The organism is Sphingobacterium sp. GVS05A (assembly GCF_019969845.1).
Classification (GTDB): Bacteria; Bacteroidota; Bacteroidia; order Sphingobacteriales; family Sphingobacteriaceae; genus Sphingobacterium.
The window spans coordinates 157,084-183,056 of sequence record NZ_JAHXYR010000008.1 but is presented as its reverse complement, the minus strand read 5'-3'; the positions used below and the strand labels follow the sequence as shown (position 1 = coordinate 183,056).

General features: G+C 41.2%; 17 protein-coding genes and 1 tRNA gene. 4 read left to right on the top strand and 14 right to left on the bottom strand.

What is annotated here, in order from left to right; translation table 11 throughout:
* Positions 1 to 147: 147 nt before the first annotated feature.
* Together LC454_RS19700 and LC454_RS19695 are read right to left on the bottom strand one after the other, a co-directional pair.
* The gene (locus LC454_RS19700) at positions 148 to 1,164 is read right to left on the bottom strand and encodes a zinc-binding alcohol dehydrogenase family protein (RefSeq protein WP_223584118.1); all 1,017 of its coding nucleotides are present in this window, start codon (positions 1,162 to 1,164) and stop codon (positions 148 to 150) included.
* Between the two features lie 526 nt (positions 1,165 to 1,690).
* Positions 1,691 to 1,762: transfer RNA gene (locus tag LC454_RS19695), tRNA-Glu, on the bottom strand.
* 140 nt (positions 1,763 to 1,902) lie between these two features.
* On the opposite strand from LC454_RS19695, the gene LC454_RS19690 reads away from it, so the two are divergent.
* Positions 1,903 to 4,419 (top strand): family 20 glycosylhydrolase, encoded by a 2,517-nt coding sequence (locus LC454_RS19690; RefSeq protein WP_223584117.1) that lies wholly within the window; start codon positions 1,903 to 1,905, stop codon positions 4,417 to 4,419.
* A 160-nt stretch (positions 4,420 to 4,579) separates the two neighbouring features.
* On the opposite strand, the gene LC454_RS19685 is transcribed toward LC454_RS19690, so the two are convergent.
* The 3 genes from LC454_RS19685 to LC454_RS19675 all read right to left on the bottom strand — a co-directional run bounded on the left by LC454_RS19685 (position 4,580) and on the right by LC454_RS19675 (position 10,436).
* Positions 4,580 to 7,075 (bottom strand): TonB-dependent receptor domain-containing protein, encoded by a 2,496-nt coding sequence (locus LC454_RS19685; protein ID WP_223584116.1) that lies wholly within the window; start codon positions 7,073 to 7,075, stop codon positions 4,580 to 4,582.
* A gap of 142 nt (positions 7,076 to 7,217) precedes the next feature.
* Entirely contained in the window at positions 7,218 to 9,146 is a 1,929-nt protein-coding gene (gene nagB, locus LC454_RS19680; RefSeq protein ID WP_223584115.1) for a glucosamine-6-phosphate deaminase, read from the bottom strand.
* Positions 9,147 to 9,287: 141 nt separating this feature from the next.
* Complete coding sequence (locus LC454_RS19675) at positions 9,288 to 10,436, bottom strand: methionine aminotransferase (protein WP_223584114.1); 1,149 nt, start codon at positions 10,434 to 10,436, stop codon at positions 9,288 to 9,290.
* A gap of 72 nt (positions 10,437 to 10,508) precedes the next feature.
* Here LC454_RS19675 and LC454_RS19670 point away from each other — a divergent pair, with 72 nt between their 5' ends.
* A complete protein-coding gene (locus LC454_RS19670) occupies positions 10,509 to 11,189 on the top strand; it encodes a peroxiredoxin family protein (protein WP_223584113.1) in 681 nt (226 codons plus the stop codon).
* Between the two features lie 101 nt (positions 11,190 to 11,290).
* On the opposite strand, the gene radA is transcribed toward LC454_RS19670, so the two are convergent.
* From radA to LC454_RS19655, 3 genes are read right to left on the bottom strand one after another with little or no spacing between them, the layout of a single operon-like run.
* Positions 11,291 to 12,676 carry a DNA repair protein RadA gene (gene radA, locus LC454_RS19665; RefSeq protein WP_223584112.1) on the bottom strand — a complete coding sequence of 462 codons (1,386 nt, stop codon included), beginning with the start codon at positions 12,674 to 12,676 and terminating at the stop codon, positions 11,291 to 11,293.
* Positions 12,677 to 12,707: 31 nt separating this feature from the next.
* Positions 12,708 to 13,868, bottom strand: a complete 1,161-nt coding sequence (locus LC454_RS19660; RefSeq protein WP_223584111.1) for a dipeptidase — start codon at positions 13,866 to 13,868, stop codon at positions 12,708 to 12,710.
* On the bottom strand, positions 13,865 to 15,589 hold the full coding sequence (locus LC454_RS19655; protein ID WP_223584110.1) for a serine hydrolase domain-containing protein: 1,725 nt from the start codon (positions 15,587 to 15,589) through the stop codon (positions 13,865 to 13,867). Before LC454_RS19655 ends, LC454_RS19660 begins: the two co-directional genes overlap by 4 nt.
* A gap of 171 nt (positions 15,590 to 15,760) precedes the next feature.
* Here LC454_RS19655 and xseA point away from each other — a divergent pair, with 171 nt between their 5' ends.
* On the top strand, positions 15,761 to 17,044 hold the full coding sequence (xseA, locus tag LC454_RS19650; protein ID WP_223584109.1) for an exodeoxyribonuclease VII large subunit: 1,284 nt from the start codon (positions 15,761 to 15,763) through the stop codon (positions 17,042 to 17,044).
* 43 nt (positions 17,045 to 17,087) lie between these two features.
* Complete coding sequence (gene xseB, locus LC454_RS19645; RefSeq protein WP_120261223.1) at positions 17,088 to 17,315, top strand: exodeoxyribonuclease VII small subunit; 228 nt, start codon at positions 17,088 to 17,090, stop codon at positions 17,313 to 17,315.
* Here the strand turns inward: xseB and LC454_RS19640 are convergent.
* From LC454_RS19640 to LC454_RS19615, 6 genes are all read right to left on the bottom strand, one after another.
* Positions 17,312 to 17,956, bottom strand: coding sequence for an MgtC/SapB family protein (locus LC454_RS19640; RefSeq protein ID WP_223584108.1), 645 nt, complete (start codon positions 17,954 to 17,956; stop codon positions 17,312 to 17,314). The genes xseB and LC454_RS19640 overlap by 4 nt on opposite strands.
* 165 nt (positions 17,957 to 18,121) lie before the next feature.
* Positions 18,122 to 18,835 carry a pirin family protein gene (locus LC454_RS19635; RefSeq protein ID WP_223584107.1) on the bottom strand — a complete coding sequence of 238 codons (714 nt, stop codon included), beginning with the start codon at positions 18,833 to 18,835 and terminating at the stop codon, positions 18,122 to 18,124.
* Positions 18,836 to 18,932: 97 nt separating this feature from the next.
* Positions 18,933 to 19,679 (bottom strand): aspartate/glutamate racemase family protein, encoded by a 747-nt coding sequence (locus LC454_RS19630; protein WP_223584106.1) that lies wholly within the window; start codon positions 19,677 to 19,679, stop codon positions 18,933 to 18,935.
* A gap of 60 nt (positions 19,680 to 19,739) precedes the next feature.
* Positions 19,740 to 20,723 carry a DUF4973 domain-containing protein gene (locus LC454_RS19625; protein WP_223584105.1) on the bottom strand — a complete coding sequence of 328 codons (984 nt, stop codon included), beginning with the start codon at positions 20,721 to 20,723 and terminating at the stop codon, positions 19,740 to 19,742.
* Between the two features lie 15 nt (positions 20,724 to 20,738).
* Positions 20,739 to 22,796, bottom strand: coding sequence for a RagB/SusD family nutrient uptake outer membrane protein (locus tag LC454_RS19620; RefSeq protein ID WP_223584104.1), 2,058 nt, complete (start codon positions 22,794 to 22,796; stop codon positions 20,739 to 20,741).
* 12 nt (positions 22,797 to 22,808) lie between these two features.
* The gene (locus LC454_RS19615; protein WP_223584103.1) at positions 22,809 to 25,967 is read right to left on the bottom strand and encodes a SusC/RagA family TonB-linked outer membrane protein; all 3,159 of its coding nucleotides are present in this window, start codon (positions 25,965 to 25,967) and stop codon (positions 22,809 to 22,811) included.
* Positions 25,968 to 25,973 lie beyond the last annotated feature (6 nt).

The window sequence follows — 25,973 nt, the reverse complement described above, 5'->3', positions numbered from 1 at the left end:
CGCTGTTTTCATCAAAACTCTTTACTTTGATCGTACTGATAATCTCTTTGGGTTATTCAAGGTTATCAATAGCATATTAATTGAGATAAAGAGCTTTAATTTATACTATGCGGTATGTTATGGGGCCTAAATTATGATTAAGTTATATCAACGAATAGATATCATCGCTTTTATTACCGATGATGATGGATCAAGCCAACTTTTAAACTCAGTTTTTACTTCATCAAAAAATACCCTGTGTGTAATATAATATTCGGGGTTGATCAATCGCTTTTTCATACAGTTTATTACATGATCAAAATCTTCGATAGTTGCATTTCGACTGCTCATGAGTGTGCCTTCGCGTTTATGGAATTCCGGATGACTCACAATCAATTCACCCTTTTGTAAGCCAACCAATACATATCTGCCGCCGTGTGCCATGTAATAAAAAGAATTGTTAATCGCTTTTTGGTTACCGGTAGCATCTATCACCAGTGTAGGCATATCACCAGCAGTAATTTCAGCTAATCTATCGGCTACATTTTCATTGCCTGCATTTATGATGTGTCTTAGATTTAACTTTTCACTACAGAAGTTTAAACGGTTGTTGTTGATGTCCAAGGCAATTACTTGAGCGCCAGCAATTCTGGCGAGTTCAATAATACCAAGTCCTATTGGACCCGCTCCGACCACGAGCACGAACTCACCTGGCTGTATCTGAGCTCTACGCAGGCTATGGGCGCCTATAGCCAAAGGTTCTATCAAAGCAAGTTCATCAAAACTCAAGCCACATCCCTTTACCAACAAACGTGCAGGAATCTGTATAAACTCCGCCATACCTCCATCTGTGTGCACTCCACAGACTTTTATATTTATGCAACAATTAGGCTTTTTACTTAAGCAGGCAATGCAGTTTTCGCAATTGAGGTAAGGAATAAATGTCACAGACTCCCCCACTTCAAAATTTTGATTACCGCCAGTATCGATCAGTTCACCAGAAATCTCGTGTCCCAAAATGCGGGGATAAGTAAAAAAGGGTTGCGTTCCTTCAAATGCATGTAAATCGGTACCGCAAACCCCGATGCGATGTATTTTTATAATTGCAAAATCAGCTTTGGCTTTTGGCATGGTGCCGTCTTTGTATTCTAGTTTTTGTGGTCCTGTACAGATTAGAGTTTTCATAATTCATTGTCTTAGTGACACTTAATCATATACTAAAAGCCAAATGTCCTATTTAAACCTTCCTCGCTAATCAAATTTCCCCGATATAGATGATGCCAAAAACTTTTAGGTACGTGGGTATGTGTCAAACCAATATTCTATTCAATATGCTCGAGCGAACTCGCGCTTAAAGCAATACTACTTATTCTCGAAGCTGCTATCCCAAATTTTGCACACACTGCTACTGGAGTAAGATTCGTTTGCCCTTAATATTCAGTTATTCAGAGCAAAAATAATTTTTTGAAATCGATTTCCAATATTTTAATTCATTTTTGAAAAATGGGGGTAATAAGGCGAAGGAGAAAGATTAATCATTCAAAGTGAACTTATTGTCCGAAATAGTTCCAGAAGAAAGTAAAGCTGTTTCTAAAAAAAGGCAACTTTTAATTGAGCTTTCAAGAATTCAGCTTGATCTGGATAAGCGAACAAAGTAGCGGAAGAGGACAAAAAAAAGCAAATCAAGTAAAAACTTGATTTGCCTACTCTGTAGCCCGTAGGGGAATCGAACCCCTGTTTCAAGAATGAAAATCTTGCGTCCTAACCCCTAGACGAACGGGCCGTTTTCTGTTTCGGTGTGCAAATATAGAAAGCTTTCTAAACTTCACCAAATTTTTATGAAAATTTTATTCATTTTTTTCAAAATAGATCGCAAAGCCCTCTAAAATAGCTATATTTAGACTCATTGAAAAAGTAACCAACATGACTAATTTTAAAAAAATCAAAAAATCCCTACGCTATGCTGGCCTTGGCATGGCACTTTTTAGCCAGGCGGCATATGCTCAAAAATCGAGCTCAATCGCCGATCAGCTGCAAGTCACCTGGCAGGTCAAGGATGGCCAGAACATCCGTAAAAACCCTGTCTCAACAATCATTCTGAAAAATAAGGGCAAAAGCGCGATACAGCTTAATGATTGGAGCCTCTGGTTTAATTTTATTCGGTCTATCGATCCCAATAAAGTAGATAAAAGATTTGCCATTGACCACAGGAATGGCGATCTATTTCAAGTGAGCTTTAAGAAAAACAATTTTTCATTAAAAGCACAGGACACCATCCATATCGATTTCATTACAACAGGACTCGTCAATTATACCGATGGACCAATCGGTTTGTACATAAAAAATAGCAAAACTGGGCTTTCAACAGATATTCAGAACTATACTTCGGTGAAAACAGCACCTCAATCTGATACTGAAAAAGCGGATTATTGGTCTTATAAATATGACCAAAATAAACTTGCCGAAGGTATAGAGGCGCAGGCCATTATCCCCCTTCCCAGCAATATCAGTATCAATAATAACGCAAAGTTCAATGTGGCGACCGGTACAAAAGTATTTATCGCCAGTGAATTCTCTTCCGAAGCAAGCTTTTTGACAGATTTCCTAAACAAATACGCCGGCATCAAGTTGGCAACTAGCCCGGAAAAACAAGATGGCGTTGTTATCGTCAAAGCAAACGATCTAAAACCTGAATCTTATCGCCTAAACATCGATTCAAAAGGTATTCGGATAGAGGCTGCAGATAAGGCAGGCGCATTTTATGCCATACAATCGCTAAAATCCTTGATCAATCATCGACAATGGAATAAAACGAGCAAATCAATTGCCTTAGCTTATGCAAAAGTAGAAGATAGTCCGCGTTATGGCTACCGGGGATTTATGTTGGATGCTGCCCGCAATTTCCATAGCAAAGCAGAAGTGTTACGGATATTGGATCTGATGGCTACCTACAAATTAAATAAGTTCCATTTTCACTTTATTGACGATGAAGGTTGGCGATTAGAGATCCCCTCCTTACCAGAACTTACTGCAGTGGGTGCTAACCGCACAGCAAGTTTTGAAGACGGTAAAGGAATTCAACCTGCTTACGGTTCTGGTGCAACTGCAAAAGCAAATCAATTCTACACCGTAGCTGACTATATCGAAATCTTACAATATGCTAAAGCAAGACATATTGACGTAATTCCTGAAGTCGAAACTCCAGGGCATGCCCGTGCGGCGATCAAAGCAATGCGTGCGCGCTTTGCACATTTCACCAAGGCTGGCGATAAACAAAAAGCGGAGGAATTCCTGTTGGATGATGCGGATGACAAATCGGTCTATAACTCTGCACAGAACTGGAATGACAATGTAATGAACCCTGCTCTCCCTTCAACGTATCATTTCCTGAGCAAAGTGGTCGATGAAATCAAAGCAATCCACGACAAAGCTGGAGTTCCGTTGAAAATTATCGATTTGGGTGGCGATGAAACGCCGAATGGTGTTTGGGAAAAATCACCAAAGATCCTTGCTTTCATGAAGGAAAATAATATTAGCAATGTACTTGATGTATGGCCGATATATATCACCAAAATCAACAAACTTGTTCAGGATAAGGGTTTGACGATGTCAGGATGGGAAGAGATGGGCATGCGTAATAAAGGGAAAGGAATGGAAGTTAACGCGGAATTGGGCAAATCAGGCATCCATCTCAATGTATGGAATAATCTTCCGGGTCAAGGACAGGAAGATCTCGCTTACCGCTTAGCAAATGTAGGCTATAAGGTTGTCTATACCAGCGCAGCAAACAACTATCTGGATATGTCATGGGACCGCGACTTTGCAGATCCAGGCCATAGCTGGGTAGGTACTGTAAACCTGAACAGAACCTACTCCTTCTCTCCGGAAAACTTCTTTATCAATCTTCGCAAGGATGACACGGGAAAAGATCTCGTAAAAGAAGCGTATACCAACAAAGAGCAGCTCACTGCGGAAGGAAAGAAAAACCTACTCGGCATCAAGGGAGCACTATGGGCTGAAAAAGTATCCACCGATCAACGTCTTGAAGAGATGATATTCCCACGGTTAATCGCCATTGCCGATCGTGCCTGGGCGCAAGAACAAGACTGGGAAAAAGGGAACTCGTATGATGAAGTAAGTTATCGTAAATCGTACACAGCCTTTATTAAAAAATTAGGCGAGGATGAATTGAGGAAACTGGATATTATTGACGGTGGCTATACTTATCGCCTTCCGAAGCTTGGTATTAAAAAAGAGGGCAACCAACTCCTTATCAACACCGATTATCCCGGGTTCAAAGTATATTATACGGACAATGGAAGCACACCGACATTGAAATCAAAAGAAGTAAATGGCGCAATTCCTTTTCAAGCGGGCAAGAAATATCTATTCCAGGTCTTTGATGCCAAAGGTAGATCCGGAGACGTTATTGCATATTAAAAACTGAACTGGATTATTACAATAAAATAGTGATATCCGATGTTCTTAAGATCACCGGCGAAATAGTATAGGCCAATAGCAATTCTAAAACTGAAAAAGGGATGATTTCAAAATAGAAATCATCCCTTTTTACTTGCGCTCAAGATTAAATGCTATCTGCTTAAAACTTATAGCTTAATGATAGGGCAGCATTTCTAGGGTCGATCTGATTAATAAAACCGCCTCTGAAATACGAATTCAAGCCAATCTCATTGGTGATATTGTTAACAAAAACTTTTGCATCAAACCTACGCCATTTATACCCTACCTGTGCATTTAACGTTGTATAGGCAGGCATATTGAATGGTTTTTCGCCATAATATTCGCCATGGCCCTGCGGCGTTAGGCTATATTCATTCACTGGACGGTCGCCGACATAATAAACTCCGGCACTCAAACTCAGATTTCTTAAGGCACCCTGGTTAAACACATATTGCACCCAGGCATTGGCAGTATGTTTTGGTGCATTCATTGGCGCGGAGCCATTCATATAGGATGGAGAGTTTTTATATCGGGCATCCAAATATGCATAACCTAACATCACTGTTAGATTTTCCAACACACGACCGTTTAATTCAGCTTCGATACCATCCCGGATTAAATCTCCCGCTTTAAAATAAAGACCCGTCGGCTGATTTGCATCATTATATTCCGCATTCGTTAAGTCAGATGTATAAATATGGAAATACGTTAAATTGAAACGTAGTCTATTATCCAACCAATCTGATTTAATTCCCCCTTCGAATTGCTCCGTAGTTGAGGCACCGGCCTTAGTCCCATCAACCATTGGATTGGCGGCACTCCGCAAATTGGTCGAGTTGGTATAAGATCCGAATACATTAAAATTCTCGAAAGGTGTGACGATAATCCCTGCCATCGGATTCCAGGCTGATTCCCGTTTATTTCCGTTTGAGGTAAAGTCTTTCGTAATAATCTCGGAATATCTTAGACCTAAAACAGCTTTAATATATTTATTGAATTCGATTACATCCTGAGCCATAAAGCCAATAGAGGAATAATAATTTCGAACAGGTGTTTTGGTCTCAAAAGCCACCTTCTTACCTGTCCGTTTATTTCCCAAAGAATCCACATAAGATACTTGATCCAAATCATTAGCCCAGTCGCCATGAATATCAATAACATCAATTACCCCGGCAGCTAAAGCCGCCTGGTCGGCCTTTTTTAAAAGAACTTTATCTTCTAACAGATTCAGTTTGGTATTAAACGATGTCGTTGTTGCATCTGCAATACGATAATCTACACCAGCTTGGACCAAGTGCTTTACTTTACCTGTGTACAAGTCCTTTCCGATCAAATCAAATTGAAAGGTCTTGTTTTTATCGTCACGCAAACTTTTGCTCATCTTCCGTGAAAATGTATCGAACTTTTTTTCCGCATCGTTAACCAGCGAAGCCGAAGTCGTTAAGTTATCGACTTGATAGGAAGAAGTCGCAATTGAGGCCCGAATACTCCAACGATCGGTCAATTCATGATTGATCTGTCCCATAAAGCTCTTCATCTCTGTATTAACATTATCAGAATTCATACCTAAGAATTTATTATTGGGTATGACATATAAAGCATTAATACTCTGCGAAGGGTTTAAGCTAACCGCCGAATTTACTGGGGTACGGTTATCGTTGAAATAGTCTCCTTCCAATGTGATCGTTGTTCTCTCAGTAGGCTTCCAAGCAAGTGATGGATTCAGATAGACACGGTTGGCTGAAAGCCCTTTTCTGAAACTATCATTCCTTTCATAGGCACCATCCATACGAAAAGCGACAGTCTCTTTTTTGTCTAATACGGTCTGAAAATCGAATGTTGGCCGAAACTGCCCCCAGCTCCCCACACGTACCCCAACCTCACCAGAGTTTGTAAAATTAGGCGTTTTTGTCACGACGTTAATCACCCCACCGGCATTCCCGAGGTCAGTAATAACACCTTGCGTCACCGCTGCGGATCCTTTGATCATCTGAATAGACTCCACCCCTTGCATATCAACGACGCCAGAAGCTGTCTGAAACTGCGAGTCCATACGTACGCCATTTTTCAAAACTGGTACACCCCTGAAACCCCGTGTGGATAGTGATTCTTTGACGCCACCGTAAGAACCAAATAGTGTAACACCCGGAATATTTCTAACAGCATCAGTCAATGTCAATATACCCTGATCTTGAATTACTTTATTGGATATCACCGATATACTCTGAATCTGATCGGAAGGTTTTAACGGCATACGGGTAATCATCTCAAGCCCCTTCGGCTTTTTATTCCGCTCACCAAACACTTCCACCTCGTCGATGGCTCGCTCATTGCCCACTAACACCACCGGTTTCATGACAACCTCACGGCTAGTGGAACTAAAAACATAATCAACCGATGTCGCCTGATAACCTAGATAAGTAAAACGAATGATTGCATTCTGATCGACACCCTGAAGTCTGAAATGACCTTTATGGTCTGTCCGTACTGTTTTATCACCGATTGAAACGGTTACTGAGCTTAATGGGTTGTTGTTTGCATCTACAACCTTTCCTTTTACGATTCCTGAAGTTTGACCGTATACAGCGCTTCCGATTAAAAAGGTAGAGGCAAGTGCAAGTAAGTGTTTGTCCATGTTAATAATCTTGAGTAATTATTTTTAATTAATCTAAATAGTGAGGCAAAGGTATAAAAATTTTGCTTGCTATAACAACTAAAAACAAAAAAGCTCTGAACCAATTAAGATTCAGAGCTTTCCTATATTAATTCAGACTATTTTAGTCAAATTTCCATCTTACAAAAGCTTCTATCGCTTCATAGTTTGCAAGACCTAATCGGTCATACATTGCTGCGGTATCGCTTGTACGGTCTTCAGCACGTACCCAGAATTCACGTGGATCATCACCTGGGAATACGGGTAGATCTTTTTGGGATTGATGTTTGAAGATCGCCAAACGTTTGCGATATACCTCTTGCGGAGATAATGGAACCGCCATTTCGATCTCATGGATCGGATATTCATGCCATGCACCTCTATACAACCACAACCAACAGTCTTTTGTCCACTCGTCAGTTTTGCTCAATCTGCTCAAAGCTTCGAACAAAATATCAAAACATACTTTATGCGTACCATGTGGATCTGCAAAATCTCCTGCTGCGAATACTTGGTGCGGTTTTACCTGACGCAACAATTCCATTGTTTGTTGGATATCATCTTCAAACGATACATCCTTCGCAAATTTTTGTCTATCGTAGAATGGTAGATCTTGGAAATGGATATTTTCATCTGGCAACCCGACTAAACGAGCTCCAGCAATAGCTTCTCCTTTACGGATCAATGCCTTTATTTTGCGAACAAGTTCGGTATCGATCTGATTTGGTTTTTTCGTTGCAAAGATTGCTCTTTCTTCATCATAAATCTGATTGATTTGAGCTGCCTCTGTATTTGCACCAATTTGATTTGCTAAATCTTCAGCAAATTCCAAGTAACGTACCACATCATCATCCCATACAGCTGTATTACCACAAGTCTGGTAAGCAACATGCACATTGTGTCCTTGGTCAGCCAAACGGATAAATGTTCCGCCCATAGAGATGACATCATCATCTGGGTGCGGAGAAAATACAATCGCATTTTTCTTAGCCGGATTAGCACGCTCTGGACGTTGTGAATCGTCTACATTAGGTTTGCCCCCTGGCCATCCTGTAATCGTATGTTGAAGTTCATTAAAAATACGGATATTGATGTTATAAGCAGGGCCAGTTTCTGTCACCAACTTTGCCATACCATGAGCGCTATAGTCTTCGTCCGTCAGTTTCAAAATCGGTTTATTGATTTCCAGCGCTAACCAAACAACGGCTTTTTTGATCAATGTTGGCGTCCAGGTAACATCTTCTGCCAACCATGGAAGGTCAAAACGTGTCAACAAGGATGCCGCCGCCTCATCTAAGATGAATTCGACATTATCCGATAGTTGAAGATATGTTGCAGGAATCTCTGACGAAATCTCGCCCTCAACCGCTTTCTTAATGATCTCGGCTTTCGTTTCAGTCCAAGCCATCAAGATAATCTCGCGCGCTTTGAAAATTGTACCTACGCCCATCGTTATGGCTTTTCTTGGCACATTTTCTTTACCACCAAAAGCACGTGATGCATCCCGACGTGTCAAATCGTCTAAGGTTACAATACGAGTACCAGAGTTTGGAGCAGAACCTGGTTCATTAAAACCAATATGGCCTGTACGACCAATACCTAATAATTGAATATCTAAACCACCAGCAGCAGTAATCTTTTGTTCGTATGCTTCACAAAATGCATTGACTTGATCCGGTGCTAGGGTACCATCAGGAATATTTACATTCGCCTTATCAATATCTACGTGATCGAACAAATTTTTGTTCATAAAAGCCACATAGCTCTGATCGGCGTCAGGTTGCATAGGAAAATATTCATCAAGATTGAAGGTAATCACGTTCTTAAAGCTTAAACCTTCTTCTTTGTGCAAGCGAATCAATTCTTGATAAACTTTCACCGGTGTAGCACCAGTAGCAAGACCTAGAACAGCTTTTTCACCTTTCTCCTGCTTTGCACGAATAATTTCAGCAATACGATTTGCAACGTTTTTCGAAGCTGAATTTTGATCTGGATAGACGCTTACGGGGACTTTTTCGAAGCGTGTTTCTTCCAATAAATTTAATCTAGCCATTTTATGGATATATTGATAAACGTGAATTACAAATTTATGAAATTAGTGAGTTAAGTTGAAGTAAAATTTTAATAAAGTGGCTTATTCTTAACAATATTTTAAATAAAACCTTTTAGCCCTTATTTTAGCATAGAAATCCCACTATATTTCGTTTAAAATCGTTACTGCTTTTAACAAAGTAACATCCTGCTTAGCAAAACAAACACGTAAAACTTGCTGATCTGTAGCTTGTTTATAAAACGCAGAGAGCGGAATCGTCGCTATTTTGTGATGTTTTGTCAAATAGCAGGCAAAATCAAACTCCTTCTCCTGACTAATGGCACTATAATCGAGATTAAGAAAATAGGTCCCTTCACAAGGGAGAATCTTGAAGCGAGACTGCGCTAATCCATTTTTGAGTAAGTCTCTCTTCTTCGCGAAAAAACCAGCAAGACTCTCCACATAAGCAATATCTTTCAAATATTCAGCAATTGCGATCTGCATAGGCGTATTAACACTGAATACATTAAACTGATGGATTTTCCGAAATTCGCGCATCAATAGAACTGGCGCCACACAGTAGCCAATCTTCCATCCCGTGGTATGCAACAGCTTTCCAAAGGAAGCGACGACAAAACTCCGTTCACGCAAACTCGGTATACTTAAAACAGATTGCGGTGAAACTCCATCAAAAACGAGATGTTCATAAACTTCATCGCTTAGTAACAGGATGTTTGTTCCCACTAATAGCTTCCCAAGTTTATTCAGGTCCTCTTTTCCAAGTACTTTTCCAGTAGGATTATTCGGATTATTGATAATCACCAATCGCGTTTTTTCGTTGATCAGTGTAGCCACATAATCCCAGTCAATTTGAAAATCTGGTGCCAATAATCGAACTGGAACAACCTTACCCCCAAACAATTCAATCGTTGGGGCATAACTATCGTATGCCGGTTCGAATATAATTACTTCATCTCCCTGGTTGACGACTGTTGCTATAGCTGTAAAGATGGCCTGTGTTCCCCCGGCTGTAACCGTGAGTTCTTCAGTTGGATCTATATCCACGGCATATACCGCCTTGTATTTATTTACGATCGTCTCCCGTAGACTTTGTGCACCGATCATTGGCGCATATTGGTTATGTCCTTTTTCCATTGCGGCAGAGACCAATTGTACAAGCTTGGGGTCTGTCTCAAAGTCTGGAAAACCCTGTGACAGATTCAGCGCCTGCTCCTCATTGGCAAGCGTGGTCATCTTGGTAAAGATCGATGTACCGACATGTGGAAGTTTAGCTATTAGGTTGAAGTTCATTTTTTGACATTTTATTAATCTACCAAATTAGTGGATTTTCTTATATTTGTAAATATATACAAGAATAGCAACATGATAAAATACATCACACTACTTTTTTTGGTTCTTCCGTTCTTTGGTTTAGCCCAGAAAAAAGAATTGACCAAACAGGAATATATCGCCCGCGTAAAAGCAGCACCGGATTCCATCTCAACTTTAGTTGATTTGCGTCGTGTAGGCGGCTACGACCCTGTCTATACAGAGTTACAGGCGCTTTATAATACCTTGAGTGGCAATGTAAAAAATTCCATTGAAGGAAAAGAGTTTCAGGAATATCTAAATGCACTGGAGACTGTTCAGATCGGCAAAGTTGCGCCTGCTTTTACACAAAATGATACAACAGGCACCCCTGTACAACTATCCGATTTCAAAGGTAAATATGTATTACTTGATTTTTGGGCTTCATGGTGTCCAGACTGTCGCGTTGAAAGTCCAGATCTAGTAAAAACTTACGAACAGTTCAAAGGAGACAACTTTGAAATCCTCGGTATATCCTTTGACAAAGACCGCAACTCTTGGATCAAGGCCATTCACACAGACAAGCTACATTGGAAACATGTTTCTGACTTAAAACGTTGGCAAAATGATGTTGGCACTTTATACGCGGTGAAATCTATCCCCCAAAATGTATTGATTGACCCGAGTGGAAAAATCATTGCGAAGAATTTACATGGCGATGCTTTACGTGCGAGGCTAAAAGAAGTATTAAAGTAAGAACGAATGTTAGCCATGAGGAAATAGGAGAAATATTAAAGAAAAAAACAGGTGTCCGAAAATCGAGCACCTGTTTTTTTGACACTGATTTATTATTCTATTTAGCCAAATAAAGCGCTAAACAGGTCTTCCAATTTAGCTACTGGTCTAATGGCAATATTATATTTCTTGGCATCCAATCCTTTGGTATTAAACTTGGAAATAAAGATCCCATCAAAGCCCAATTTCTCCGCTTCTTGGATACGTTGTTCAATCCGATTTACAGCTCTGATCTCTCCGGATAACCCGACTTCACCAGCAAAGGTCAGGCTGGTCTTTATCGGAATATCTTGTTGTGACGAAATAATAGCCACGATAACTGCCAGATCGATGGCTGGATCTTCAACGCGAAGCCCTCCGGCAATATTCAAAAATACATCCTGTGCGCTTAACCGAAAACCAAATCGCTTTTCCAATACAGCCAACAACATGTTTAATCGTTTTGTATCATAACCTGTAGATGAACGTTGGGCAGTACCAAATGCGGAATTGCTCACCAAAGCCTGAACTTCAATCATCATCGGTCGCATTCCCTCGAGCATAGCCGCAACGGAAACACCACTCACGGGTTCATCTCGCTGTGAAATCATAATTTCAGACGGATTTGACACCTCTCGCAACCCGGAACCCTGCATTTCATATATTCCCAATTCCGAAGCGGAGCCAAACCTATTTTTTACCGCGCGCAATATACGGTAGACGTGATGGCGGTCACCCTCAAATTGGAGTACGGTATCGACCATATGCTCTAAGACTTTCGGTCCAGCAATCGAACCATCTTTGGTAATATGGCCTACAATAAATACTGGGGTACTGGTTTCTTTGGCAAACCGGAGTAATTCGGCTGTACATTCCCGCACTTGGGAAACCGACCCCGGTGCCGATTCAATCTGCGCGGAATGCAAGGTTTGGATGGAATCTATGACAATGACATTAGGTTGTACTGTCTCGATCTGCTTGAAAATATTTTGTGTCGATGTTTCCGTCAGAATATAACAATTGGCTTTAGAGGATTGTGACAATCGCTCGGCCCGCATCTTGATTTGCTGCTCGCTCTCCTCTCCAGAAATATAGAGGGTTTTGACCTGTGGAATGGACAAAGCCAGCTGGAGCATCAATGTGGATTTTCCAATTCCGGGTTCGCCTCCTATCAACACCAGGGAACCCGGAACGATTCCCCCTCCCAACACCCGATTAAACTCCTGATCTGGAGTCAAGATACGCGATTCATCCTGATATACAATCTCATGAATAATAGCCGCTTTGTTTGCCCGCTTTGTATTCCCTGTTGTTGTTGTGCTTCGCCATTCAGGAACTTTTGAGCTTGACTTTTCGACCACTTCCTCCACGAAACTATTCCATTGTTTGCACGAAGGACACTGTCCCATCCATTTGGGAGCCTCATAGCCACAGTTTTGACAGAAATATGCAGATTTTGTTTTTGCCATTCTACGAAATTACAAATTTCTATCCTTTACTTTACCCTTCATTTTCTTTTAAAATCCGTAGAAAATTCTGTCCCATGATTTTAGCGATATCTGCTTTATTGTAACCTCTTTCTAAAAGTCCTTTTGTCAATAAAGGAAATTTAGAAACATCTTCTAAGCCTTGGGGAGCAGATTCGATGCCATCAAAATCCGACCCTACCGCAACATGGTCGATCCCTACTTTCTTGACCAGATAATCAATATGGTCCAATAGTTTGGACATTGGTGCATCGACCTCATACCTAACATCTACGGGCAACTTATCATACATCTTCCAGGTACTCAAAGTGGTATCGGCATTCTCACCAAATTGCTGTGTATAGATTCTCTTTAATCGTGTCTCATACTCGGGATCTAAAAAACCAGAGTAAAAATTGACCCCGATCACACCGCCATTTTTCTTCAGGGCCTCCAATTGTTCATCTTTCAGGTTTCGGAAATGTGGACATAAACGATAGGCATTGCTGTGTGACACCAATATAGGCTTACTGGAAACCGCAATGACATCATAAAAAGTCTGCTCACCACCGTGGGAGAGATCGACTAGCATGCCAAGTTCATTCATTTTTCGAATGATCGCTCTCCCATGATCTGTTAATCCCTTTGCCTTCGAATCCATCTTGCCAGACTCCATCGCAGCACAACTCGCCCAAGGCACATTATAGTTCCAGGTCAGGGTTAAATATTTCGCACCACGTTCATGGAGTTTGATGAGATTGTCTATGCTCCCTTCGATCATATTACCGCCTTCCACACCGATCAATGCAGCAATTTTTCCGGCTTTTAAAATAGCATCAATATCCCTTACTGATTTTGCCAAAGCAATGTTCTCGGCGTTGGCAACGATCATTTTCTCCAGTGCATCTATTTGCGCATTGGCATGCTCAAATGCACCGGTCTTCCATTTTGCATCATCGGACCAAACAGCAAATACCTGCACATCGACTCCACCTTCTTTTAATCTTGGCAAATCCGTAGCGCCTGTACTCAGTCGCTGACCAATATCCTTTCCTCCGAAAATTGATTCATAGATTACATCATTATGTCCATCCACAATAACCAGATCCTGATGAACTTTTCTATAATCCTGACTATAAGCCAACCTGTTTAAAGGTAATATGCCAAGTCCCATCAACAATAGCTTTTTTATCATTTCTTCACTTCATTGATTGCTTCATAAATGGCATCCTGAATCCGGCTACGAATATTGAGATCCAACAATTTGGTACTGACCTGCGGGTGCACGCGATTGGATAGGAAGATATAAATCAATTGGTTTTGGGGATCCACCCAGATACAGGTGCCTGTATATCCCGTATGCCCAAAGACAGTGCTATTGGCCAATTTAGAGGGGTACTCATTTTTTGGGTTTGGATCCCAGCGGTCGAACCCCAATCCTCTTCGGCTTGTCGCAGACTGCTTAGACGTAAAAAGATCTATTGTTTCAGACTTAAAATACCGCTCACCGCCGTATTCTCCACGGTTGAGCAAAAGCTGGCCATATATCGCGAGGTCATTGGCTGTAGCAAATAAGCCGGCATGTCCAGCGATACCGCCGGCCATCGCTGCCCCCTGATCGTGCACATAACCTTCCAACAATGTCTTACGAAACGAAGTATCCTGCTCGGTAGATACAATCTGCTCTTTTGCAAATCGTTCCCTTGGAAGGTACCCTGCATGTGTCATACCTAATGGTTTATAGAAATTTTCCTGAACATAATCCTGCAATGGTTCGGCAGTCTGATGTTCGGCAACCTCCTTCATCACATACATGCTAATATCACTATACACATAGTTTCCTGTTGGCTTAACAGGCGATTTTAACATTTCGGGCCACATCACATCGCGATAATAGTGATTGAGAATATAACTATTGTCAGCCATCTTGACCTGATGTTGTTGGTCCGGTACGGCAACAACATCACCTGCTTTTAAATATTTATAAAAAGGGATAAATGGTGTAAACCCTGCTTCATGTAGCATCACAGAACGCAATTTGATATCCTTTTTATTGGTATACTTTGCCTGCCACAGGTAATGCCCCATCGTACTATCGAGATTAATGATATTACGTTCCGTCAATCGCATAATCACAGGTGTAGTACCCGCAATTTTACTGACTGAGGCCAGATCAAAAATATCACTTGTTTTTGTTGGAATGTCTTTTGAATAGGTATGATAACCATAAGATTTCTCCAATAACACCTGCCCATCTTTGATAATCATCACAACTGCACCAGGGGTTGCCTGCTTTTCAATAGCTTCTTGTGCAATGGCATCAATTTTTTTGGTCAATTTACCCAAATTCAGATTGGAGTTTTTACCTGAACTGTATTGCAGCCTCGATTGAGCCGTCTTAACATTTCCTACAGTAATCGCGGCACCACCAAAAATAGACATCGCGGCATTGCGTTGACCAAGTTCAGTAAAAGGAGCCAACAACTCGATCAAATCAGACTGTGGATGTTCGGACAATGATTTTTTGTTGCGTTCTTGTTCAAAGAAATGACAAAGAACAACTTTTTTATTGTTCAGTACAGCCTGCTTTAACTGTGACAAGCAATCGGCATCCAAATCATCTTCCTTACCCGCAACAATAATCGTATTATAATATTTGATATCTTCATCAAATTTACTGAAATCAAATAGCGTTACGCCTGCATAACGTGCCAATTGGTTTGTAAACGCGGCATATTTTTCAGCATTAGGCACAACGACGGCAATACGTAACTGCGCCAGATTGCCCAGAGGGAGTAGCTGATCAACATTATTGTAAAGTATGGTTTCATTCTTTATGGTCGACTTATACTGAGCGAACAAGGGGCCAATACAGAACAAACCTGCAAATAACACCCCAAAAAATCCTTTTTTCATTCTGATTTTATCGTTTTTTAGGTTCTATCAAATAAAAATACGAATAAAATAAAAAAGCAAAGTCCTTTCCCTAAAAAAAATCAATTTTGTTACGCCTGTTTTTTACAGCTTCAGTATAGGGATTTTTAGGATGAGCAAGTATAAATCTTTTTTTTTCTGTAAGTTTGGTTAATGCCGGAATTGATTCAAGATAAAACTATATTTTCCCTTTTGGAGGTTAGCAAAAGTATCCAAAAAACGCTTGCTGAGCGTTACAAGAGCTTATATTGGATCAAGGCGGAGATGAATAAACTCAACCATTATACGCATTCCGGGCATTGTTACCCTGAGCTCGTTGAAAAACAAGACGGTAAAATTGTAGCCGAGATCAGATCAACTTTGTGGAAAGCAGACTTCACACGAATCAACAACAATTTTCTGAAAATTGCGCAAGAACCCCTACGGGAGGGTATTACGATGTTATTTCAAGCAAGTATTTCCTATGATCCGATGTATGGTTTGAGCTTAAGGATTGTCGATATTGATCCAACTTTTACGTTGGGAGAGCTGGAGAAAGAGAAGTTGGATAGCATAAGAAAGCTCAAAGAAGAGGGTATTTACGAGGCTAATAAATCAGTTCCGTTCCCAACGCTTCCAAAAAGACTAGCCATTGTTTCGGTGGAAACAAGTAAAGGCCTTTCCGATTTTTACAAGATTATCAATCAAAATCCTTGGGGCTATCGGTTGGAATGCACCTTATTTCCGGCGCTCTTACAGGGGGATAAATCTATTCCATCAATTATCAATCAACTTGCGATCATTGCCGATAAAATTGCTGAATTTGATGTGGTTGCCATTATTCGTGGCGGTGGCGGTGAGGTTGGCCTATCGAGCTACAATAATTATTTGTTGGCAAGGGCTATCGCAATCTTCCCTATTCCTGTATTGACCGGAATTGGTCATTCTACCAACTATACTGTGAGTGAGATGGTGGCCTACAAAAATGCAATCACACCAAGTGAGCTGGCTGATTTTCTCATTCAAAAGTTTCATAATTTTTCTGTTCCTATTGACAAAGCAACTGAAAGCATCCAGCTACTGATCTCTACTCGTTTTAAGGAAGAAAGGAATACTTTGGCTCAAATAGCAACGCATATCCAATGGGTTGGGAAAAGAGAACTTCAGACTGCGCGCGCCAATATTCAACAGATTCAGCACGAACTGGCTGCGCTGATCAAACTACGCTTTTATGAACATAAAACGGCGTTGGCACATACCGAACGGATTATCCAGCTTTCTGATCCGCGGAGGCTGCTTAAACAAGGGTTTTCCATTACAAAAGTCAACGGCAAGTTACTTCAATCTATCGATCAGATATCTCCGGGTGATCTGATCCAAACGATGGTGGAAGATGGCGAAATTACAAGTACTGTAACGGATAAGAAGGCGCTTAGCACCAGTTCCGAAAACAACTAACCGGAACTATATTAGTGTGAAAAATTTAAAGAGATAGCATACAATGGAACAAAAATACACGTATACCGATGCCTTCAATGAATTACAAACGATTGTAAAAGAAATTGAGAATGGAACAACAAATATTGATGAACTTGCAGAGAAAATCAAACGTGCATCTGATCTCATTGAGGTATGTCGGGCAAAATTGACCGCAACCGAAGACGAAGTGAATCAGTTGTTGCAAAAGATCTCTCCTGTACAAGATTCAGATTCTGGCTCCCCCTCCTAATATTGATATGCAACAATTTGTCTATCCCTTCGCAAAACTTTAACGAGCTCTTTATGTTGATTTATGTTGCCTGTCAATCGCCAGGTAGTGTTTAGACTTTCCTTATTATACCGTTGATTTACAATTGTTGCTTTAAACCCCATCTGTCTGATCAATTGCTCTGTATGTTCAAAATCTGCTTCAGATAAGGTCTGGAGCTCATAGTCTTTAATTTTATGGTAATTATCAATATAAGTCTGTAAATAGGTCAACAGCCCCAAAATCACTAAAACCAACCCTACACCGATAAAGGCTAAAAAAATATTCCCTGTGCCGACACACATTCCCAGAGATGCGGTTGCCCATATCGTTGTTGCTGTTGTAATTCCGCTAACTTTATTATCTTCTTTAAAGATTACTCCAGCCCCTAAAAAACCAATTCCTGTAATAATATTAGCTGCTAGCCGATCTGGATTTCCGACACCTATCTTCAACGAAATAATAGTAAAAAGGCAGGAGCCAAAACTCACCAGTATAAAAGTCCGTAATCCAGCGGATTTATTGCGGTATTCGCGTTCGACACCAATCAACAGCCCTATCAACACTGATAACATAATCAATAAGACGTCCTTGCCCTCAAAAGCATGTAATAAATTGTCCATGGGATTTACTTCTATTCCAACTCCAATTTACAAAAAATAAGGAGTACCTTTTACAGAACCCCCTATTTTTATAGTAGCTATTTAGATTTTTTTCCATGTATCCCTGGTCTAACCGAACAATAAATCAAGCATTATCAAATACATGAAAGGCGTATGTTTCCAGTACTAAAACATTGGAACTTCAATCAGCAGCAATTTTGCATTGTACTCAGCCTTAATCTCAATTTTATCCAACTCGTAGATGCCCATGGCGTCTCTCCTCGATAATGTTTCGTCGGCCACTTGTACCTTGCCCTCTAGCACAAAAAGATAAATCCCATTTCTTTCAGAATGAACAGTATACGGGATTGTATTCCCTTCATCCAAGTCCGCAATATTGAAATATGCATCTTGATGAATATGAACCGCATCTGGATCGGAAACATCAGGGGACACAATGGTTACAAACTTATTATGACGGTCCAAATGTAGGTAAGACTTCTGGTCATAACCAGGAGTAAGATTCATTTCATGGGGTATTATCCAGATCTGAAGAAACTTAACAAGCTCCTTCTGGTCCCCATTAAACTCCGAATGCTTTACTCCCTTTCCTGCAGACATAATTTGTACATCTCCAGTTTCAATGTTTCGGACATTGCCCATACTGTCCTGATGGGAAAGTACTCCTTCCAGAGGTATGCTCACAATCTCCATATTGTCATGAGAATGGCGACCAAAGCCCTGCCCCCCTTCAACCTGATCATCGTTTAATACGCGTAAAGCCCCGAAGTTTACTTTTTCTGGATCAAAATATTGCCCAAAGCTAAACGAGTGGGCACTTTTCAACCAACCAGAATCAACATGGCCACGATCGTTTTCTCGGTGTATGATCTTTTGCATCTGTTCCTCCTGCTATATAAACAACTATTAATCAGAGGGCAAAACTCATACCAACAAGCGTTTCCCGAAAAATTCTGCCAATTTGACAAAAACTCACTTAGAGCACTTTCAATTTATCAGGGGCAACCGCCAGAATAAGTGCCCGGGCAAGAATTCTATTGGGATCAACTACAACCATTCCATTATGATCTTTTTCTGGAATAGCCAATGGCAATTCGGCACATCCCAAAATAATCACCTGAGCACCTTGTTTTTTCAAGTCATCCATAGCCATTAATAGGTCTTCTCTTGCCTTATTGGCTATAGGTGCTGGCTGTGCCTTAATACCATAATCTTTATCGTAGATAGCATTGTTTACCTTTTCTTTCTGTGCACCTTCAGGTTCCACAATAGGAAAACCCTTTTTCATAAAAGCTTCCCGATATTGGCTATAAGCCTGTTCACCTGCTGTCGATAGCACACCTATTGTACTCTCTGGATAATTTTCATGAACAAAGCGCACCGTTTCATGGACAACATGAAGCAACTTCAGTTCATTCCCTAAACGGGCCATCTCATCCTGGATAACTGAAAAAATCGGTTCTGCATGCGCTGTATTCGACGGAATTGCCGCAATCGTTGCGCCAGCCTGTTCCAGTTGTTTTAAAATCATCGCTATTGCCTTTCCTGGATTCTCCTTCGATTTATCCAATAAATATGCGGAACGATCTGGAATCAAATTAGGGCAGGAAAACAATAACAGTGGCAAGTGTTCCTGATCGGAACTTGCCACTGTTTCATCTATAATTTTCTTGGCTATATCCAAGCCTGCATAAGGACCTAGGCCACCTACTATACCAATCATAACTACTATTTTTTATACCTTATGATATAACCAATAGCTCGCCGAATGGTTTGATAAAGTTTACCATTCAATGGCTTGATCCTCATCTGGAATCTGTGTATTGAGCTGACGCTCCAAAATCAATGAACCAGAAACCTTGAATTTGATCGCCGTAGTAGAAACAAGCGTATAATCGGTAAATTCGTAATCCACATTATTGATGGTGATATAACGATGCAATAAATAAGGACGGACGGCGTCCATCTGTTCTGAAACAGTATAACTTGCATCTTTTTTGACAACGAACTTCATATTTGGATTTACGGCACGAAAGCTTACCCCACCCTTGTCATTGAATGTTGCAAAAACTTGATAATTCTTCCGGTCCTTTCGCTCTTCATCTATATTACCCGCATAAAAGAAGATCGTATTCTCATCGACAACATAACTTTTGATTTGACTTTTTACGATCGGGGTTTCATTTTCATGTCCTTCCATAACAACCTTCAAGGCCGTCCCGCTATAGGTCCCGGAGTAATTGTTAAAAGGGTTGATGCGTAATAGTGCTTTTTTATAATGCTTCCGGGGATTGACCTTATATTTAGCCCCCGGATCATCCAAAATAGCCAAGGGAAGCACCCATTTTTCGGTCATATCAATACCCTTCAATGTAAAATCAATGGCCATTAATCCGGTATTTTCTCCAGACTTGATATCCACCGCTGATGGAATCGAAAAAAAGTTAGTACTGAGCTGTTTGTAATAAAAATCCGTCCTCGTCTGGAATCGTTCGTAATTCAGGATACCCAATGTATCAGCATCCACCCCAACCTTGACCGAAAGATTATTATCGTTGGTTGTCGACCCGCTGACTTCCAGTGGCTGCATAAAGGTGGTCTTTTGCCCATCCTTGTAACGAACATAGATATTCGCGACCCCCTCACTTTCCAAGGGTGCCTTAAAAGAAATGTAATGTTCGAATTGTTCCTCTTTCCATTCATCATTACAAGAGCTGCAGACAGCAAGTAAAGTGAGGAACAACAACTGTATATATGACTTGTTCATAAAATGCATATTTGGTTAATCATTATAAGTCCATCCAGGATTTTGAGTCAAATTCTTATTGCGCTTAAGTTCGGTATGGCTAATCGGCCAAAACCACATTTTGTCGGCAAAGGTTGTCTTTAAGGTCCAGATCGCGACGGGCTGATAGAAAAGGTCACGTTCCTCTACATTCATCAAAACGTTACAGCCATACACCGGCAATGCTTCTTCAACAGGCGCATCCATCCAACGGCGTAAATCATAGTAGCGCTGACCTTCGCCCATAAGCTCAATAAAGCGTTCCCTTTTCAATGTTTTACGCAGTTCATTCTTATTCCCATATATATTGGCCGAATAATCAGGCACACCTCCGCGGATGCGGACAGGATGGATGCCCTTTTGCATTTCAGCAATGTCACGGCTGATCGAGTAACTTGCTCCACGCCAAGACGGAATCGTATACGAACCGTTTAACTCATTTAGCGCCTCAGCATACATCAACAATACATCTGCATAACGGATGGCTGGCTCCGCCTTAGGAATAATACGTGAGCCAACTCCACCTTCATAAGTATCATTGGGATGAACAAACTTCTTAACCCCGAAACCCGTACGCAACCAATAGCCATTCGCTGAATTAAAGCCGTTTCCTCTTGGGTCAGCGCTATAATAGAAGATTTGTTTATTGCGGTTTTCTTCTTTTGTTTCATTAAGCAATGTCCAAAAACTTCCACTATAAGCCACCGAAGCATAGAATCTCGGTTCTCGATTTGCATATTGCAAGGACACACCGGGACGCAACGGTCTGTATGTTTTATTGTCATAATTTTCCTGGGTCACAAAACCACTGACACGATTTGAACCATTTCCACGGCCGATTTCCTTATCCTTACCCGGTACATCCGTGCCATCATTCATATAGTACGCGTCCACTAGCTTCTGTGTCAGTCCATGTGTATTCCATCCCGTTGCTGAACGCGGCAGCTGGTGGATGACCATTTGGTCGATACCCTCATTCGGCTGGTTGTTACCCCGGGTAAATATTAACTCCGGATTACCCGAAGCAGTCAATGTCCCATTAAAGACCTCTGCATATGATTTAGCAGGATCAATGTCCGCCCAACCTGCTGGCCAGCTTTTATCCGAAAAATTATGATCCTGAGGAGGTCTGACTGTTGCATCATCACCCGTTTCCTGAAAAGGTGCGGTGTAAAGCCGATATACCCCCAGTTCGATGACATCGCGTGCAGCGGCTGCAGCCTTTGCCCATTTCTCTTCTTTATAATCGGCAGACAACAGGCGTTTCATCTGCTTGTCTACCAACCGGGCAGCATAACCTGAATTATTCCCATTGGCCAAAGGACTTGCTGCATACAGAAGCACCTTAGCCCTCGCAGCCAATGCTGCCCCCACAGAGGGGCGGGCGGAACCATCCTGTCCACGTCTCATCCCAAGGGCTTCCATTTCTTTCGCAGCTGTTAATAGCTCGTTGCTGATGAATTCAGCACACTCATCATAGGTGTTTCGCGCAATAGCCAGTTCTTCATAACTATCTGTATAATCCAGGCCTTCATCGGGCAGTATCGGAATTGGTCCATATTTACGGAGCAACAACCAGTAGAGGTAAGCCCGCGCAAAACGCGCCTGCCCCCGATAATCTACGATTTCGGCCTCGGACATCTCGGTATTCATGTAGATATTATGGATAAAGGTCGAAGCATTCCGAATCCCGCGATACGATTGAGCCCATGTTCCTTGTTTATCAGTTTCTGTATACAAACCCATTTTAAACATATTATAGGACAGTTCATTTTTGGATGGATCGTAATCCTTGTCCCGATCACCATAATACATATCATCCGCGAAACAGTGTGGTGTCAGGCCTTTACTCGCGACATCGGCATTTTCACCTTTAAACTCCTCAAATACATGAGCCAGCCATTTCTCCGAATACAGCTTGCTTTTAAATGTTTTTTCCAAGGTGATCCGATCTTTAAAATATTGGTCGGACTTTAAGTAATCCTTTTTACAGGATGAGATCACAATAGTGCCCAAAGTGAGCATTAACGCAATATATAATGTCTTTCTTTGCATCTTTTTCTAATTTTATAGGTTAACATTGATGCCAAATGTAAATGACTTGGGGAGGGGATAATCCTCACCCCTTGGTGTTGCCAGCTCCGGATCCCAAAGTTTGAATTTTGACCAGGTCAATAAATTTGAGCCGACGAGAAACAGGCGAATACTATTTGCCTTAATCCGATTGGTCAGGTGTTTTGGCAGTGTATAACCAATGTCCAGGGTTTTCAAACGAAGATATTGTCCGTTTTTTAACCAAAATGTTGACTCTCTGAAATTATTAATATTGTCTCCAAAACTTAAACGTGGATAAGATGCATTCGGATTTTCGGTCGACGGGTCGCCTGATATGTCGGCAGAAATCCAACGATTATCGCCCATGACACCTTTCATTACCTGCCCCCATTCGCCCTCACGAAAGGCTTGCACCGTTTTTCCATAAATAGAAAAAGTAGACTTCCCTGATCCTTGGAAATGGACACTAAGGTCAAATCCCCGCCAACTCACTGAAGCACCTACACCATAAACCAAATTAGGTCTCCGCGTCGCTCCTATGGCCACCCTGTCTCCATCATCCACTATGCCATCTCCATTGACATCTTTATATTTTATATCTCCGGGCTGATAATTCGGTGGATTATTATCAAACTGTTGTTTCGGGCTATTGCGAATATCATCGTAATCTTTAAACAAGCCCAAAGCGATCAATCCTATAGACTGATCCACACGATAGCCTTTTTGATTTTGATAACCATATACGTTATTTTCCTCATCGATTGCCGTAATTTCGTTCTTACTATAGGTGATATTGCTACGTGCCGTAAGGTTCAATTCACCGATCTTCTGTTTATATTCCAAGCGTCCGTCGAAACCACGTGATTTTACTCCACCCACATTAGCTCTTGGAATACTCTCCAAACCAACCATGCTTGGCAAAAATCTTCGTTCCATATAAATGCCAGTACGTTTCTCATCAAAGAAATCGAAGTTGGCGACAATTTTATCGCGAAATAAAGCGATATCCAAACCCAGGTTATTTTTGGTAGCCATTTCCCATGTTACGTAGGGCGAAGCTACCTGACTATACCGAATACCACCATAATAACGATCTAGGCCATAGTCAGCCCATTGATACCCTCCTTCGGGAATCCTTTGGCCACCGTCCAGTATAAGGTTCCCACTATTATCTCTACGCCAAATTTCATCAATCGTATATAAGTACGGGAAGCGTTCGTTGTTGTTGCCTATTTTAAGTTGGTCATTTCCCACCTTACCCCAGGAGTAACGTACTTTAAGCAAATTCAGCCAAGGAACATTATTTTTGACAAAAGGCTCCTCGGAGATATTCCATGCTGCTGCTACAGCGGGAAAGAAGCCATATTGTTGCCCCATGGCAAAGTTTTCCGAACCCGTATAACCAAAATTAAAATCAGCAACATAACGCGACTTCCAATTATAGGTCAATCTTCCGGCTAATGCCTGGTTACGTCGTGATACACCATTTTTGATATCATTGCCCAAATCAACTGTTTTGGTAAAAGCATCCCGGGTGAAACGTGCTACTGCTCCTAAATTATGATCTCCAATTTTGCGGTCATAGTTGAACATGACATCATAAAACTCCCGTCTATTTCCCTCAGAATACCCTCCCTGTTCCATTTCTCTGGGATTAGCCTTATGCGTAAAAATCAGATTTCCGTTCTCATCACGCGCGCGTTCGGCATGCCATAATTCAGGCAATTTAATACGTGTGATATTGTTATTATTATAGGTATCAAAGCCGACAATCCCTCTAAGTCTTAAACCTTTGGTAATAAAATCAAAGTTCTGTTCGATTGTGACATCGGTCTGCACTTTGTTTTGCCAATTTTCATTGAATCCTGACTGTGTTGACATGACCCATGGATTGATCTTATTGCCATCTCCTATTGTTGGTACACGGCCGTTGGAATACAATACTGGCGTACTGATCGGAGAATATCCAAAAAAAGAACCCCAAAGATCCTGATCACCCAGGCCTGGACTATTCCGTTTGTCCAGTGATCCCGCGACGCCAACTTTCAATACGGTGCTTTTGGTCACGTTGATATCCGCGTTCAAACGGTAATTCCACCGTTTATAATTAGCATTTGTATTATAATCGTTGCGCAGTGTTTCATCCGTTTTATACATACCACCCTCATCTATATAGCTTCCCGACACGAAATAACGCGTTGTAGCCCCGCCTCCAGTCATGTTGAGGTTTGCCCGGTAGGTCATGGCACCATCTTTCAACAATAGATCTTTCCAGTTGACATTGGGATAAAGATCTGGGTCCAATCCCAAACGCAGGATTTCTAATTCTTCAGGACGATAAATAGGTTCAAAATTTCGTGTGATCCGGGCCTCATTTAATAGGTTAGCATAAGTAACACCATCCTCAAATTCAGGCGTAATCGTACGTGTATTATAAATGGTTTCGTCCTTAAAATTGATGTTGATCTTCCCCTCTTTACCGCGTTTAGTTGTGATCAAGATAACTCCGTTTGCACCTCTAGAACCATAAATTGCAGTCATAGCTGCATCTTTAAGCACTGTAAATGTTTCAATATCTTCGATATTTATATCATTGATATCGCGCTCGACATTGTCTACCAAAACTAAAGCGGCACTACCGCCACCGAAGGTAGAAATACCACGTATCCAAAACTCGGATATATTTCTACCGGGCTGACCAGACTGCATCATCGCCATTACTCCTGGTACATTTCCAGCAAGTGCATTCGTTATACTTGAAGTCGGGTTGGCTTTCATGGTTTCTACATCGACTCCACTTGCAGCCCCCGTCAAAGTCAGCTTCTTTTGAGTTCCCGTACCTGTTACCACCACCTCATCCAATACACTAGTCTCCGATTCTTTCAAGCTCACATTAATGATATGTGAATCTTTCACAAGTACTTCCTGTTTTTGGTAGCCAACAGAAGAGAAGACGAGTGTTTTGTAACGCTCTACCTTTATCTTATAGTTACCTTTGCTATCTGTGGTCGTCCCAAGACCGGGGGCATCTTTCACAGCGATGCTGACACCGACCAGTGGGGACTTCTGAGTATCAATAATGACACCCGTTACTTCCACAATTTCTTGTGCGAAAACACTCAAGCTGAAACTGAGAAGCGCCATACATGTTAGTAATATTTTATTCATCATCTTATC